The following is a 14,917-nucleotide window of genomic DNA, read 5'->3' as shown; positions in this document are numbered from 1 at the left end:
AATGACGAAGGGCGGCGGGACCGCGTCCCACCGCCCTCACCAGCCGAAACGAGCGGCCGACGGCGTCCGTCAGGCGTCGCCGCCCGCGGCGCCGGGATCGGCCGCCGTGACGTCGAGCAACTGGTAGCGGTCCACGGCCTGCTTCAGGGCCGAGCGCTCGACCTTGCCCTCGCGGGCGAGTTCGGTCAGCACGGCGAGCACGATCGACTGCGCGTCGATGTGGAAGTAGCGGCGGGCCGCACCGCGCGTGTCCGCGAAGCCGAAGCCGTCCGCGCCCAGCGAGGTGTACGGGCCGGGCACCCAGCGGGAGATCTGGTCCGGCACCGACCGCATCCAGTCCGAGACCGCGACGAACGGGCCCTCGGCGCCCTGGAGCTTGCGCGTCACGTACGGGACGCGCTGCTCCTCGTCCGGGTGGAGCAGGTTGTGCTCCTCGACGGCCACGGCCTCGCGGCGCAGCTCGGTCCAGGAGGTCGCGGACCAGACGTCGGCCTTGACGTTCCACTCCTCGGCGAGGATCCGCTGCGCCTCGATCGCCCACGGCACGGCGACGCCCGAGGCCATGATCTGAGCCGGGATGGTGCCCGCCTCGGCGGCCCTGAAGCGGTGGATGCCCTGGAGGATGCCCTCCACGTCCACGTTCTCGGGCTCGGCCGGGTGCTGGATCGGCTCGTTGTAGACGGTCAGGTAGTAGAAGACGTCCTCGGCCTCGGGGCCGTACATCCGTCGCAGGCCGTCCTTGACGATGTGCGCGATCTCGAAGCCGAACGCCGGGTCGTAGGCGATGCAGGCCGGGTTGGTCGAGGCGAGGAGGTGCGAGTGGCCGTCCGCGTGCTGGAGTCCCTCGCCGGTCAGCGTGGTCCGGCCGGCGGTGGCGCCGAGCACGAAGCCGCGCGCCAGCTGGTCGGCCATCTGCCAGAACTGGTCGCCGGTCCGCTGGAAGCCGAACATCGAGTAGAAGACGTACACCGGGATCAGCGGCTCGCCGTGCGTGGCGTACGCCGAGCCGGCGGCGATCAGCGAGGCCGTGCAGCCGGCCTCGGAGATGCCGTCGTGCAGCATCTGGCCGGTCGGCGACTCCTTGTAGGCGAGGAGGAGTTCGCGGTCCACCGCCTCGTACTGCTGGCCCAGCGGGTTGTAGATCTTGGCGCTCGGGAAGAAGGCGTCCATGCCGAAGGTGCGGTACTCGTCGGGGGCGATCAGCACGAAGCGCTTGCCGATCTCCTTGTCCCGCATGAGGTCCTTCAGGATGCGGACGAAGGCCATCGTGGTGGCGATCGACTGCTGCCCGGAGCCCTTCTTGGCCGCCGCGTAGACCTTGTCGTCGGGGAGGGCCAGGGGCTTCGCCCGCACGACCCGGGTCGGGACGTACCCGCCCAGCGCCTCGCGGCGGTCGTGCATGTACTGGATCTCCTCGGAGTCCCGGCCCGGGTGGTAGTAGGGCGGCAGGCCCTCCTCCAACTGCCGGTCCGTCACCGGGATGTGCAGCCGGTCGCGGAAGCGCTTGAGGTCGTCGACCGTCAGCTTCTTCATCTGGTGGGTCGCGTTGCGGCCCTCGAAGTTCGGGCCCAGCGTCCAGCCCTTGACGGTCTGCGCCAGGATCACGGTCGGCTGGCCCGCGTGGGCCTTCGCCGCCGCGTAGGCCGCGTAGATCTTCTTGTGGTCGTGGCCGCCGCGGCCCAGGTGCAGGACCTGCTGGTCCGACATGCCCTCGACCATGGCCCGCAGCCGGTGGTCGCCGCCGAAGAAGTGATCCCGGATGTAGCCGCCGGTCTCCGTGGCGTACGTCTGGAACTGGCCGTCGGGGGTGGTGTTCAGCTTGTTGACCAGGATGCCGTCGCGGTCCTGCGCGAGCAGCGGGTCCCAGGAGCGGTCCCAGATCAGCTTGATGACGTTCCAGCCGTTGCCCCGGAAGATCGACTCCAGCTCCTGGATGATCTTGCCGTTGCCGCGGACCGGGCCGTCGAGCCGCTGGAGGTTGCAGTTGACGACGAAGGTGAGGTTGTCCAGGCCCTCGCGGGCGGCGATGGACAGCTGGCCGAGCGACTCGACCTCGTCCATCTCGCCGTCGCCGAGGAACGCCCAGACGTGCGACCTGGAGGTGTCGGCGATGCCGCGCGCCTCCATGTACCGGTTCATCCGCGCCTGGTAGATCGCGCCGAGCGGGCCGAGGCCCATCGACACCGTCGGGAACTCCCAGAAGTCCGGCATCAGCCGCGGGTGCGGGTACGAGGGGAGGCCGTCGGGGAACTTCGACTTCTCCTGGCGGAAGCCGTCGAGCTGGGCCTCGTTCAGCCGGTCCAGGAGGTACGCGCGGGCGTAGATGCCGGGGGAGGCGTGCCCCTGGAAGAAGATCTGGTCGCCGCCGTCGCCCTCGTCCTTGCCGCGGAAGAAGTGGTTGAAGCCCACGTCGTACAGGGAGGCCGAGGAGGCGAAGGTGGCGATGTGACCGCCGACGCCGATGCCCGGGCGCTGGGCGCGCGAGACCATCACGGCCGCGTTCCACCGGGTGGCGTTGAGGACCTTGCGCTCGATCTCCTCGTTGCCGGGGAAGAACGGCTCGTCCTTGGTGGCGATGGTGTTGACGTAGTCCGTGCTGCGCATCTCGGGCACGGCCACGCGCTTCTCGCGGGCCCGCTCGATCAGGCGGAGCATGAGGTAGCGGGCCCGCTCACGGCCCCGCTCGTCGACGGCCGCGTCGAGGGAGTCGAGCCATTCCTGGGTCTCTTCCGGGTCGAAATCCGGGACCTGGCTGGGAAGGCCGCCAATGATGATCGGGGTGCGATCGGATCCGGGAGCCACGCTCTTCCTTCGCTGTTCGGTGGTGCCCACGGGGCCACGGGCTGGTCAGGAGATGTCCATCGTGTACCCCACCGGCGTCGGACGTCACATTTACCGGGGGGTAACCCCCGGGGGGTGCCTCGCCTGCCTTCCGGAAGTCCGGGTGCGCTCAAATCGCAACCTTACGCCCAACCCGCGCATGCGTTTCGTCCGGGCGTTCGGCAGACTGAAAACTCAGAAGTCAGCAAACCGGGACGAACCATGTGCACCTGATCACGGAGGAGGGATCGGCGGTGCCGGAAGTTGCGGCGAGACGGCCCCAAACGTCACCGTTTCGGCGGTCTCGGCGGCCGGGTACTTGCGCGATCCGCCCCGGCACGTGTGGACTACGGCCAGCGCCACGCGCATACGCGTGGCCCACAGCATTTACCGAATGAGCAGGAGGCAAGCCGTGAGCGCGACCGCGGACCACGCGGAGGAGCGGACCAACCCGGCAGCGAGGCTGGGGTTCGAGCCCGGACAGGTGGTCCAGGAGATCGGCTACGACGAAGACGTCGACCAGGATCTCCGTGAAGGCATCGAGTCCGTCATCGGACAGGATCTCGTGGACGAGGACTACGACGACGTCGCCGACGTCGTCGTGCTGTGGTTCCGCGACGAGGACGGCGATCTCACCGACGCACTGGTGGACGCCATCGGTCTTCTGGAGGACGGCGGCAACATCTGGCTGCTGACCCCGAAGACCGGCCGCGACGGCTACATCGAGCCGTCCGACATCCAGGATGCCGCGCAGACAGCGGGTCTCTCCCAGACCAAGAGCATCAGCGTCGCCAAGGACTGGACGGGCACCCGCCTGGCTGCCCCCAAGCGCTGATCACCACGCTGCGAGAAGCCCCCGCCGGCCTGCCGGCGGGGGCTTTCGTGCGCAGGCCGTAGGCTGGGGCCCACCCGGGTTCACCGGAACGGCCCAAGGCCCGGGCCCGTCGAAAGGGACGCGTACGCGATGGCGATCGAGGTCGGCACCAAGGCCCCGGAGTTCGAGCTCAAGGACAACCACGGCCGGACCGTGCGGCTCTCCGACTTCCGCGGCGAGAAGAACGTGGTGCTGCTCTTCTACCCCTTCGCCTTCACCGGCGTCTGCACCGGTGAACTGCGCGAGCTCCGCGACGACCTCCGGACGTTCGTCAACGACGACACCGCGCTCCTCGCCGTCTCCAACGACTCCATCCACACCCTCCGCGTCTTCGGGGACCAGGAGGGGCTGGAGTTCCCGCTGCTCTCCGACTTCTGGCCGCACGGCGCGGCCTCCCGGGCCTACGGCGTCTTCGACGAGGAGAAGGGCTGCGCGGTCCGCGGCACCTTCGTCATCGACAAGGAGGGCGTCGTCCGCTGGACCGTCGTGAACGCCCTGTCGGACGCCCGCGACCCGCGCGACTACGTCCAGGCCCTGGAAGCGCTCTGAGCGTCGCCGGGGCCGACACCCTCGGATTCACCGGGCGAATCGACTGTTTCGACCGGGAACCCGTCACTAGGATCCAGACGTTGATCCGATGCCAACGCACGACTGGGGGCGCTGCCCCTGGAAACCTATGGAGGGACTCGTGGGAGTCAGCCTCAGCAAGGGCGGCAACGTCTCGCTGACCAAGGAGGCCCCTGGCCTCACCGCCGTGACCGTCGGTCTGGGCTGGGACGTCCGCACCACCACCGGTACGGACTTCGACCTCGACGCCAGCGCCATCCTGGTGAGTGAGGCGGGCAAGGTCCGCAACGACCAGGACTTCGTCTTCTTCAACAACCTGAAGAGCGCCGACGGCTCGGTCGAGCACACCGGCGACAACCTCACCGGCGAGGGAGAGGGCGACGACGAGCAGGTCAAGGTCAACCTGGCCGGCGTGCCGGCCGACGTGGCCAAGATCGTCTTCCCGGTCTCGATCTACGACGCGGAGAACCGCCAGCAGTCCTTCGGCCAGGTGCGCAACGCGTTCATCCGCGTCGTGAACCAGGCCGGCGGCGCCGAGATCGCCCGGTACGACCTCTCCGAGGACGCCTCGACCGAGACCGCCATGGTCTTCGGCGAGCTCTACCGCCACGGCGCGGAGTGGAAGTTCCGCGCCGTCGGCCAGGGGTACGCCTCGGGCCTGCGCGGCATCGCGCAGGACTTCGGCGTCAACGTCTGAGCCGAACCGTTCGAACCGTCCGGCGCCGCACCTCCCGTGCGGCGCCGGACGTGCCTCATCACCACCGGGGAGGAACCGAATCATGGGCGTCACGCTCGCCAAGGGAGGCAACGTCTCCCTCTCCAAGGCCGCACCCAACCTGACCCAGGTCCTCGTCGGACTCGGCTGGGACGCGCGCTCCACCACCGGAGCCCCTTTCGACCTCGACGCCAGCGCCCTGCTGTGCCAGGCGGGCCGGGTGCTCGGGGACGAGTACTTCGTCTTCTACAACCAGCTCCGCAGCCCCGAGGGGTCCGTCGAACACACCGGCGACAACCTCACCGGCGAGGGTGACGGGGACGACGAGTCCCTCATCGTGGACCTCACCAAGGTGCCGGCCCACTGCGACAAGATCGTCTTCCCGGTGTCGATCCACGACGCCGACAGCCGCGGCCAGAGCTTCGGCCAGGTGAGCAACGCGTTCATCCGCGTGGTGAACCAGCTGGACGGCCAGGAGCTCGCCCGGTACGACCTCTCGGAGGACGCCTCCACGGAGACCGCGATGATCTTCGGCGAGCTCTACCGCTACAACGGCGAATGGAAGTTCCGGGCGGTGGGCCAGGGGTACGCGTCCGGGCTTCGGGGCATCGCTCTAGACTTCGGGGTCAACGTTTCGTAAAGCCTGTAATTTCACGATGGGGTAGACAGTGATTCTGAAAACCTTCGGCTGGTCGTTCGCGATCACTGTGCTCGGCCTGGCCGTGGCGGTGGCCTACGGGGGGTGGGAAGCGTTCGGGATCGTCGCGATCCTCTGCGTCCTCGAGATCTCCCTGTCGTTCGACAACGCGGTGGTCAACGCCGGAATCCTGCAGAAGATGAATGCCTTCTGGCAGAAGATCTTCCTCACGGTCGGCGTGCTCATCGCCGTCTTCGGCATGCGCCTCGTCTTCCCCGTCGTGATCGTCGCCATCAGCGCGAAGATCGGCCCCGTCGAGGCCGTCGACCTCGCGCTGAACGACGCCGACAGGTACCAGGAGCTGGTGACCGACGCGCACCCGTCGATCGCCGCCTTCGGTGGCATGTTCCTGCTGATGATCTTCCTCGACTTCATCTTCGAGGACCGTGACATCCAGTGGCTGCGCTGGATCGAGCGCCCGCTCGCCAAGCTCGGCAAGGTCGACATGCTGTCGGTCTGCATCGCGCTGGTCGTCCTGCTCATCACCTCCATGACCTTCGCGACCCACGCCCACCAGCACGGCGGCGCGCACGTCGACAAGGCGCAGACGGTCCTGATCTCCGGCATCGCCGGCCTCATCACGTACCTCGTCGTCGGCGGTCTCTCCGGCTACTTCGAGAACAAGCTGGAGGAGGAAGAGGAGCGCGAGCACGAGGCCGAGGAAGAGGCCGAGCGCAGCGGCAAGAAGGTCCCCGCGGTCCAGCTCGCCGGCAAGGCCGCCTTCTTCATGTTCCTCTACCTGGAGGTCCTCGACGCCTCCTTCTCCTTCGACGGCGTCATCGGCGCCTTCGCCGTCACCAACGACATCGTGCTGATGGCGCTCGGCCTGGGCGTCGGCGCCATGTACGTCCGTTCGCTGACGGTCTACCTGGTCCGCCAGGGCACCCTCGACGACTACGTCTACCTGGAGCACGGCGCCCACTACGCGATCGGTGCCCTGGCCGTGGTCCTCATGATCACCATCCAGTACGAGATCCCCGAGATCGTCACCGGCTCCATCGGCGTCCTCCTCATCGCCTGGTCCTTCTGGTCCTCCGTCCGCCGCAACAAGCGGCTCGCGGCGGCCGAGGGCGGTTCCTCGGAGGACAAGACCGAGGTGCCGTCCGGGGTGTGACGCCCCCGCCGATGAGGAATGCTTCACTGCGGGGCGGCCGGTGGATCCGGCCGCCCCGCAGGCATGTGCGCGGTACGGACGGCCGTGACGGTGACGACCAGTGGGGGGTGAAGGCGACATGGCCTTCTGGGACAACCTGTTTCCGACGAGGACGGCGCAGTTCGACTCGGGCAGCGCCGCGTCGAACGCGATCGACCTGACGAAACGACGCCCGACCGTCTCGCTCACCAAACAGGGCGCCGCCACCGGCAACCTCCGGGTCAACCTCTCCTGGCGGATGCGCACCTCCGACATCGAGGGCCGCTCCCGGCAGAGCGGACGGCTGCTGCGGAACCCCGCCCAGCTCTTCAAGCCCGAGGTCGTCCAGGCCCACACCCAGGGCATGGTCAACGTCGACCTCGACCTCGGCTGCCTCTACGAGCTCACCGACGGCAGCAAGGGGGTCGTGCAGCCGCTCGGCGGCTTCTTCGGCGACCTCAACACGGCCCCGTACGTGAAGCTCAGCGGCGACGACCGCTTCGGCGGCTCCTCGGGCGAGACGGTCTTCGTCAACCTGGACCACCGGGACGAGATCAAGCGCCTGCTGTTCTTCGTGTACATCTACGACCAGACGCCGGCCTTCGACCGCACGCACGCCAAGGTGACGCTCTACCCGAGCAACGGCCCCCGGATCGAGATCGAGCTCGACGAGCGCGCCCCGCAGGCCCGCTCCTGCGCCGTCTTCTCCATGGAGAACGTCAAGGGCGAGCTGACCGTCCGCCGCGAGGTCCGGTTCGTGTACGGCTTCCAGGCCGAACTGGACCGGCTGTACGGCTGGGGCCTCCAGTGGGGGCGCGGCTACAAGACCAAGGCGTAGGGCCCGACCGTCGGCCCCGTCGGCCCCGTCGGCCCCGTCGCCCCCGTCGACCTCACGACCGGACGAACTGGGGGCCCATCGGAGGCATGCGGAACTCCGGGGCAGGGTTCTGCTCGGGGGCGGTCACCGGCTGCGGGTAGCCGTACGCGGGGGCCGGGGCGCCCACCGGCTGCTGCGGCGGGTAGCCGTAGGCGGGCGCGCGGTCCGGCATGGGCGGCACCCGGTCCGGCAGGGGCGGTACGGCCGGCTGCGGAGGCAGAGGGGTGTGGACCACGGTCAGGTCGGAGTCGGAGGAGTCCCCGGACGCCCCCGGCACCCCGCCCCGGGGGGCCTGGTCGTCCTCCCGGCCCTCCGCCGCGTCCTCGTCGACCGAGATGCCGAAGTCCGTGGCGAGCCCGACGAGCCCCGTCGGATAGCCCTGCCCCACCGCGCGGAACTTCCAGCCGTCCCCGCGCCGGTACAGCTCGCCGCAGATGACCGCCGTCTCCTCGCCGGTCTCCGCCATCACCTCGAACAGCGCCAGCGGCTCGTGCTCCGCCCCGGCCACCGCGTCGTACAGCAGGATCCGCAGGTCGGAGACGGAGCGGAAGGTGCCGCCGTCGGAGGAGGCCGCGATCACCACCCGGTCGACCGAGACGTCGAGCGAGGCCAGATCGGCCTCCACGGTGTCCGTCAGGCCCTCGGAGACCCGCTTCTTCGGCAGCCGCCGCACCAGCCCCGAGGGATGGCGCGGCTGGTTGTAGAAGACGAAGTCCTCGTCGGACCGCACGCGGCCGGAGGGCCCGAGGAGCAGGGCCGAGGCGTCCACGTCGGGGACCCCGGGGCCCGGGGTCCAGCGGAGCACGGCCCGTACGGCCGCGGTGTCGAGAGGGACGTTGGAGCCCTTCTGCATCGCGTGCGTCATGACCGCAATCCTGCCCTCCCGCCCGGCCCGCGGACAACGCGGGGGCACCCCCGACACCGGACGGGGCGACGGATGCCGGTGGGTTACCTGAATTTCACGCGCCCGGGGAACTAAGGACACCCGTACCTACGTACTATTACCGGCCACGTGTCATCAGGGCCGGAGAGGCAGACGGGGGACTCACATGCGTCATTTCGGGCACATCCCGTCCGCGGTACGGACCGGGCTGTTCCACCAGGAGCCGGCCGACTTCACGGCCGACTCGCCCGCCCGCACGCTCGCCGTGGCCCTGGGCGCCACGCTCTACAGCCCGGCCACCCGCCCCCGGCTCGCCGACGCCGTGCGCAAACAGGCCGGACGCGGAGTGGTCTCCATGGTGCTCTGCCTGGAGGACTCCATCAGCGACGCCGACGTCGAGGCGGGCGAGGACAACCTCGTCCGGCACTTCGCCGACCTCGCCGCCGGGACCGGGACGGACACCGCCACCGGGACCGGGACGGACACCGCCACCGGGGCGGACGCCGACACCGCCCCGGACCTGCCCCTGCTCTTCATCCGGGTCCGCGAACCGCACCAGATCACCGACCTCGTCGACCGCCTCGGCGCCTCCGTCCGCCTGCTGTCCGGATTCGTGCTGCCCAAGTTCACCGAGGCCCGCGGCCACGCCTTCCTCGAAGCGCTCACCGAGGCCGAGCGGACGACCGGCCGGCGCCTCTTCGCCATGCCCGTCCTGGAGTCCCCCGAGCTCCTCCACCTGGAGACCCGGGCCGAGACCCTCGCCGGGATCGCCTCCATCACCGGCAAGTACCGCGACCGCGTCCTCGCCCTCCGCCTCGGCGTCACCGACTTCTGCTCCGCCTACGGGCTGCGCCGCTCGCCCGACATGACCGCCTACGACATCAAGATCGTCGCGAGCGTCATCGCCGACGTCGTCAACGTCCTCGGCCGCTCCGACGGGACCGGCTTCACCGTCACCGGACCCGTCTGGGAGTACTTCCGTCCCGGCGAGCGCATGTTCAAGCCCCAGCTGCGCCGCAGCCCCTTCCTGGAGGGCCGCGCCGAGGACCTGCGCACCGCCCTCATCGAGCACGACCTCGACGGCCTGCTGCGCGAGATCGAACTCGACCGGGCCAACGGCCTCCTCGGCAAGACCTGCATCCACCCCACCCACGTGGTGCCGGTGCACGCCCTCTCCGTCGTCAGCCACGAGGAGTGGAGCGACGCCCAGGACATCCTGCGGACCGAGCGGGACGGCGGCGGCGTGCTCCGCTCCGCCTACACGAACAAGATGAACGAGGCGAAGCCGCATCGCGCGTGGGCCGAGCGCACCCTCCTGCGCGCCGAGGTCTTCGGCGTCGCCAAGGAGGACGTCGGCTTCGTGGATCTGCTCACCGCCGGCCTGGCCGGCTGACGAAGGGACGTCGACGACGTGGTGTGGACCGGAACGTGGGTCGCGGAGCGACTGGGCGTCGAACTGATCGGCGGCGAGGAGCTACCGGCCCTGTTGGGCCTCGCACTGCGTCGCAACCCCAAGCGCGCGCACCTGCTGGTCTCCCACGTGCTCGGCAAGCACGTGCCGCAGCGCCCCTCCGTCGTGTACGGCTCCGGCCTCGACCTCGGCCGGAGCGTCCGCGAGCTCCTCGGCGACGAGGAGGCCGCCCGGTCCGTCGTCCTCGGCTACGCGGAGACCGCCACCGCCCTCGGGCACGCCGTCGCCGACGGCCTCGGCACCGCCCCGTACCTCCACTCCACCCGCCGCCCGGTGGCCGGCGTCGCCCGCGCGGGCGGCTTCGAGGAGTCCCACTCCCACGCCACCTCGCACCTCCTGCTGCCCGAGGACCCCGAGCTCCTCGCGGGCGACGGCCCCCTCGTCCTCGTCGACGACGAGTTCTCCACCGGCAACACCGTCCTCAACACCATCCGCGCCCTGCACGAGCGCTACCCGCGCGAGCGGTACGTCGTCGTGGCCCTCGTCGACATGCGCTCCGACGCCGACGCCGGCCGCCTGGACGCCTTCGCCACCGAGATCGGCGCCCGCGTCGACCTGGTCGCCGGCGCCACCGGCACGGTCCGCCTCCCGGACGGGGTCCTGGAGAAGGGCCAGGCGCTGGTGGCGGAACACGAGAAGGCCCACGGGACGGAGGCCGGCCCCGTACGCCGCGCGCCGCGGGAGGCACCCGTACGGGTGGAACTCGGCTGGCCCGAGGGGCTCCCCGACGGCGGCCGGCACGGCTTCACGACCGAGCACCGGGAACGCCTGGAGAAGGCGCTGCCGGCGATGGCGGACAGACTCGCGGAGGCGCTCCGCACCCCGGCGGGGACAGCGGCCCGGGAAGCCCGCGCCGCTCCCCCCGCGGGACCCCGCGTGCTCGTCCTCGGCTTCGAGGAGCTGATGTACGCGCCGCTGCGCCTCGCCACCGCCCTGGAGGACGCCGGCCACGACGTCCGCTACTCCACCACCACCCGCTCGCCCGTCCTCGCCGTCGACGACCCCGGCTACGCGATCCGCACCCGGCTCGTCTTCCCCGCCCACGACGACCCCGCCGACGGACCCGGCGAGCGCTACGCCTACAACGTCGCAGGCGCCGGCTTCGACGCCGTCGTCCTCGTCGTCGACTCCGCCGCCGACACCCCGGCCCTGCACGCTCCCGACGGCCTGCTCGCCCAGCTCGCCGCGCACATCCCGCGCGTCGTGCTCGCGGTCGTCCCGTCCCACGCCCCCACGGTCTCCGTCACCGGAGCTCCCGAAGCTCCCGAAAGGAGCTCCATGCTGCCCGAGCCCCTCCGCGGCCCCGCCTTCTCCTCGTACGCGCCCGAAGAGGTCGGCTGGCTGCTCCAGGACCTCTCGGACGTCGAACTCGAGGCACCCACCGAGGAGCGGGAGGAGGCCATCCAGAGCGGCGGCGCCCACTACGCCGAGTCGCTCCCCGTCGAGTACCAGCCCAGCGAGCGCTACCAGGAGCTCTTCCACGCCGCCCTGGAGAGCTCCGCCGCCCGGATGGCCCGCGCCGTCGGCACGGTCACCGAGACCGTCCTCGCCGAGCGGTCCGCCCGCCCGGTCCTGGTCTCCCTCGCCCGGGCGGGCACCCCCGTCGGCGTCCTCATGCGCCGCTGGGCGCAGGCCCGCCACGGCCTCGACCTCCCGCACTACGCCGTCTCCATCGTCCGCGGCCGCGGCATCGACGCCAACGCGCTGCGCTGGCTCGCCGCCCACCACGACCCGGCCGACGTCGTGTTCGTCGACGGCTGGACCGGCAAGGGCGCCATCACCCGCGAACTCGCCGAGGCGCTACAGGAGTTCGAGGGCTTCGACCCGGAGATCGCGGTCCTCGCCGACCCCGGCTCCTGCGTCCGCACCTACGGCACCCGCGAGGACTTCCTCATCCCCTCCGCGTGCCTCAACTCCACGGTCTCCGGCCTGATATCGCGTACGGTCCTCCGCTCCGACCTCGTCGGGCCGAACGACTTCCACGGCGCCAAGTTCTACCGCGAGCTGGCCGGGTCCGACGTCTCCGGGTCCTTCCTCGACGCCGTCGCCGCCCGCTTCGACGAGGTCGCCGCGACCGTCGACACGGACGTCAAGGAGCTCCTGGCCGCCGACCGCACCCCCACCTGGGAGGGCTGGGCGGCCGTCGAGCGGATCAGCGAGGAGTACGGCATCCACGACGTCAACCTGGTCAAGCCGGGCGTCGGCGAGACCACCCGCGTCCTGCTCCGCCGCGTCCCCTGGAAGATCCTCGCCAAGCGGGGCGCCGACGCCGAACTCGCGCACGTCCGGCTGCTCGCCGAGCAGCGCGGCGTACCGGTCGAGGTGGTCGACGAACTCCCGTACAGCTGCGTGGGCCTGATCCACCCCCAGTACACGAGGGGCGCGACAGGCGCCGACGGCAAGGCGGTGGCGTCCCAGTGAGCACGGACACGAACACAGACAGGGACATGGGCGCGCGCACGGGCCCTGCCCCGGCCACGACCCTGGTCGCCAGCGACCTCGACCGCACCCTCATCTACTCGACCGCGGCCCTCGCCCTCGGCATGCCCGACGCCCAGGCGCCCCGGCTGCTCTGCGTCGAGGTCCACGAGTCCAAGCCGCTCTCCTACATGACGGAGGACGCGGCCGACCTCCTCGCGCGCCTGACCGCCGAAACGGTCTTCGTGCCGACGACGACGCGGACGCGCAAGCAGTACCAGCGCATCCAACTCCCGGGCACCGCACCGGCGTACGCGATCTGCGCCAACGGCGGGCACATCCTCGTCGACGGCGTCTCCGACCGCGACTGGCACGAGTCCGTCCTGCGCAGGCTCGACGACGAATGCGCCCCGCTCTCCGAGATCCGCGCCTACCTCACCGCCACCACGGACCTGTCCTGGGTGCGCAAGCACCGGGTGGCCGAGGACCTCTTCGCCTACCTCGTCGTCGAGCGGGAGCGGCTCCCCGAGGACTGGCTCGGCCGCTTCGGCGGCTGGGCGGGCGACCGCGGCTGGACCGTCTCGCTCCAGGGCCGCAAGGTCTACGCCGTGCCGAAGCCGCTCACCAAGAGCGCGGCCGTCCGCGAGGTCGCCCGCCGCACCGGCGCCACGCTCACCCTGGCCGCCGGGGACTCCCTCCTCGACGCCGACCTGCTGCTCGCCGCCGACCGGGCCTGGCGCCCGGGCCACGGCGAACTCGCCGACAGCGACTGGACGGCACCCCACCTCGACGTCCTCGCGGAGCGCGGAGTGGCGGCGGGGGAGGAGATCCTCCGCCGCTTCCGGGCGGCGGCAGCGGCTTAGGCTCAGCCGCAGCAGCCCCCACCGCAGCAACCGCCACCGCCGCCCCCGCCCTGCGCGGGGGCGGCGGTGGCGCTTCCGCCGACGGCCACGGCCGACAGCAGCTTCACGGTGTCGTCGTGCCCGGCGGGGCAGGCGGCGGGAGCGGAGGACTCGGCCATGGGACGGCTGAGCTCGAAGGTGTCGTCGCAGGTGCGGCAGCGGTATTCGTAACGAGGCATGGCACCAGGCTAACGGCGGGAGGCACGCCCCATCAGTGCCCGGAGCCCCGCTCCTCCCGGATCTGTCCGACGACCCGCGCGGCGGTCGCGCGGACGGCCTCCAGCTCGGTCAGGAAGTGCCAGTAATCCGGATGGCGCCCCTCCAGCCCCTCCACGGCCCGGTCGAGCCGGGCGACGGCGTCGTCGAGGGGCCGGGCGTGGCGGGGATCGGGCGTGTTCCGCCCGGCCATCGCCAGCCGCTGGGCGTCCCGTACCGCGAACCGCGCCCGGTCGGTCTCCGCCTTCGGGTCCTTCGCGACGGCGTCCAGACGGCGCAGCCGGTCACCGGCGGCCGAGACGGCCTCGTCGGTCGAGTCGAGCAGCGCGCGGGCCGTGGAGAGCAGCGAGGTCGCGTCGGGCCAGCGCTGCTCGGCCCGCGCCCGTCCGGCCTCGACGAGCCGCTCCCCGGCCTGCCGGAGGGTCGCGACGGCCTGCTCCGGCACGTGCTGGAGGTCCTGCCAGCAGGCGGCCGAGTACCGCCGGCGCAGCTCGGAGAGGACGGGCTCCACGCCCCCCGCGCGGGTGGTGAGCGCCTCGGTGCGGGTACGCAGCGACACCAGGCGCCTGTCGATCTCGGCGGCCCGCTCGGGCAGCCGCCCGGCCTCGGCCCGTACGGCCTCGGCGTCCCGCAGCACCCGGTCGGCGCGCTGGAGCGTCTCGGCGACACCGTGCCGCCCGGCGCCCTCGTTGAGGCGGGTCAGCTCGGGCCCGAGCTGAGCGAGCCGCAGGGCGAGGTCGTCGGCACGCAGCCCACCCTCCCGTACGGCGTCCAGGGCGCCGCTCGCACCGCGCAGCGCCTGCCGGGCCCGCTCGACGGCGGGAGCGAGGCGGGCGAGCTGGGTCTCGGCACGCCCGAGGAGCGGGGCGAGCCCCTCCTCGAACCGGTCCAACTCGCCCTTGACGCGGTCGAGCTCCTCCTTGGCCCGGCTCAGCTCGGCACGGGCGCGCGAGGCGGTGGCGGCATCCAGTTCGTCCCGATCGAGATCGTGCGCGTCCACAGCACCGATGTAGCCCTGACTGACCTCGTCGATCCGCCGCCCGAGCGCCTCGAACCCCTCGACGGCGCGGAGCGCCTCCGGGGAGCCGTCCACGGCGGTGATCGTCTCGATGGAGATGCGCAGCCCGCGCTGGGCGGTGTCGAGCTCGTAGAAGGCGGCCGCGGCGGCGTCCTTGGCGGCCTGCGCCTCGGCCCGCTGCCCCTCCCCGCGCCCACCGAACCAGCGGCGCGTCCCGCCCCCGGCGAACGCCTGCGGCAACAACGCCCCCACCAGCAGGGGCAACGCGACCGCCAGCCGGAACGCGGAGGAACCCCTGGGCGCCGATGTGCCCCTAGCGTCGCTCGC

General features: G+C 71.4%; 13 protein-coding genes. 9 read left to right on the top strand and 4 right to left on the bottom strand.

Going from position 1 to position 14,917, the window contains the following annotated elements:
* Positions 1-69: 69 nt before the first annotated feature.
* A complete protein-coding gene (gene aceE / locus IE180_RS10145) occupies positions 70-2,802 on the bottom strand; it encodes a pyruvate dehydrogenase (acetyl-transferring), homodimeric type (RefSeq protein ID WP_190156490.1) in 2,733 nt (910 codons plus the stop codon).
* A gap of 430 nt (positions 2,803-3,232) precedes the next feature.
* Between aceE and IE180_RS10140 the strand changes: the two genes are divergently transcribed.
* The 6 genes from IE180_RS10140 to IE180_RS10115 all read left to right on the top strand — a co-directional run bounded on the left by IE180_RS10140 (position 3,233) and on the right by IE180_RS10115 (position 7,643).
* Positions 3,233-3,655 carry a DUF3052 domain-containing protein gene (locus IE180_RS10140; RefSeq protein ID WP_123451942.1) on the top strand — a complete coding sequence of 141 codons (423 nt, stop codon included), beginning with the start codon at positions 3,233-3,235 and terminating at the stop codon, positions 3,653-3,655.
* A 129-nt stretch (positions 3,656-3,784) separates the two neighbouring features.
* Positions 3,785-4,243, top strand: a complete 459-nt coding sequence (locus IE180_RS10135) for a peroxiredoxin (protein WP_190156489.1) — start codon at positions 3,785-3,787, stop codon at positions 4,241-4,243.
* A 139-nt stretch (positions 4,244-4,382) separates the two neighbouring features.
* Positions 4,383-4,958 carry a TerD family protein gene (locus tag IE180_RS10130; RefSeq protein WP_030495317.1) on the top strand — a complete coding sequence of 192 codons (576 nt, stop codon included), beginning with the start codon at positions 4,383-4,385 and terminating at the stop codon, positions 4,956-4,958.
* 82 nt (positions 4,959-5,040) lie between these two features.
* A complete protein-coding gene (locus IE180_RS10125) occupies positions 5,041-5,616 on the top strand; it encodes a TerD family protein (protein ID WP_190156488.1) in 576 nt (191 codons plus the stop codon).
* Positions 5,617-5,644: 28 nt separating this feature from the next.
* The gene (locus tag IE180_RS10120; RefSeq protein ID WP_190156487.1) at positions 5,645-6,787 is read left to right on the top strand and encodes a DUF475 domain-containing protein; all 1,143 of its coding nucleotides are present in this window, start codon (positions 5,645-5,647) and stop codon (positions 6,785-6,787) included.
* Between the two features lie 118 nt (positions 6,788-6,905).
* Positions 6,906-7,643, top strand: coding sequence for a TerD family protein (locus IE180_RS10115; RefSeq protein ID WP_190156486.1), 738 nt, complete (start codon positions 6,906-6,908; stop codon positions 7,641-7,643).
* Between the two features lie 52 nt (positions 7,644-7,695).
* Here IE180_RS10115 and IE180_RS10110 read toward each other — a convergent pair whose 3' ends face one another.
* Complete coding sequence (locus IE180_RS10110) at positions 7,696-8,556, bottom strand: TerD family protein (RefSeq protein ID WP_190156843.1); 861 nt, start codon at positions 8,554-8,556, stop codon at positions 7,696-7,698.
* Between the two features lie 175 nt (positions 8,557-8,731).
* On the opposite strand from IE180_RS10110, the gene IE180_RS10105 reads away from it, so the two are divergent.
* The 3 genes from IE180_RS10105 to IE180_RS10095 are packed head-to-tail and all read left to right on the top strand — an operon-like array spanning position 8,732 to position 13,317.
* On the top strand, positions 8,732-9,958 hold the full coding sequence (locus tag IE180_RS10105) for an HpcH/HpaI aldolase/citrate lyase family protein (RefSeq protein WP_190156485.1): 1,227 nt from the start codon (positions 8,732-8,734) through the stop codon (positions 9,956-9,958).
* A gap of 18 nt (positions 9,959-9,976) precedes the next feature.
* Entirely contained in the window at positions 9,977-12,457 is a 2,481-nt protein-coding gene (locus IE180_RS10100) for a phosphoribosyltransferase (protein ID WP_190156484.1), read from the top strand.
* A 26-nt stretch (positions 12,458-12,483) separates the two neighbouring features.
* The gene (locus IE180_RS10095) at positions 12,484-13,317 is read left to right on the top strand and encodes an HAD family hydrolase (protein WP_190156483.1); all 834 of its coding nucleotides are present in this window, start codon (positions 12,484-12,486) and stop codon (positions 13,315-13,317) included.
* 2 nt (positions 13,318-13,319) lie between these two features.
* Here IE180_RS10095 and IE180_RS10090 read toward each other — a convergent pair whose 3' ends face one another.
* Together IE180_RS10090 and IE180_RS10085 are read right to left on the bottom strand one after the other, a co-directional pair.
* Positions 13,320-13,535 carry an FmdB family zinc ribbon protein gene (locus IE180_RS10090; RefSeq protein WP_190156482.1) on the bottom strand — a complete coding sequence of 72 codons (216 nt, stop codon included), beginning with the start codon at positions 13,533-13,535 and terminating at the stop codon, positions 13,320-13,322.
* 32 nt (positions 13,536-13,567) lie between these two features.
* Complete coding sequence (locus tag IE180_RS10085; RefSeq protein ID WP_190156842.1) at positions 13,568-14,866, bottom strand: coiled-coil domain-containing protein; 1,299 nt, start codon at positions 14,864-14,866, stop codon at positions 13,568-13,570.
* Between the last annotated feature and the right edge of the window lie 51 nt (positions 14,867-14,917).

Source organism: Streptomyces litmocidini (assembly GCF_014649755.1).
In the GTDB taxonomy this organism is placed as follows: domain Bacteria; phylum Actinomycetota; class Actinomycetes; order Streptomycetales; family Streptomycetaceae; genus Streptomyces; species Streptomyces litmocidini.
The sequence above is the reverse complement of the archived record's forward strand: the minus strand, read 5'-3'. Positions and strand labels throughout refer to the sequence as shown.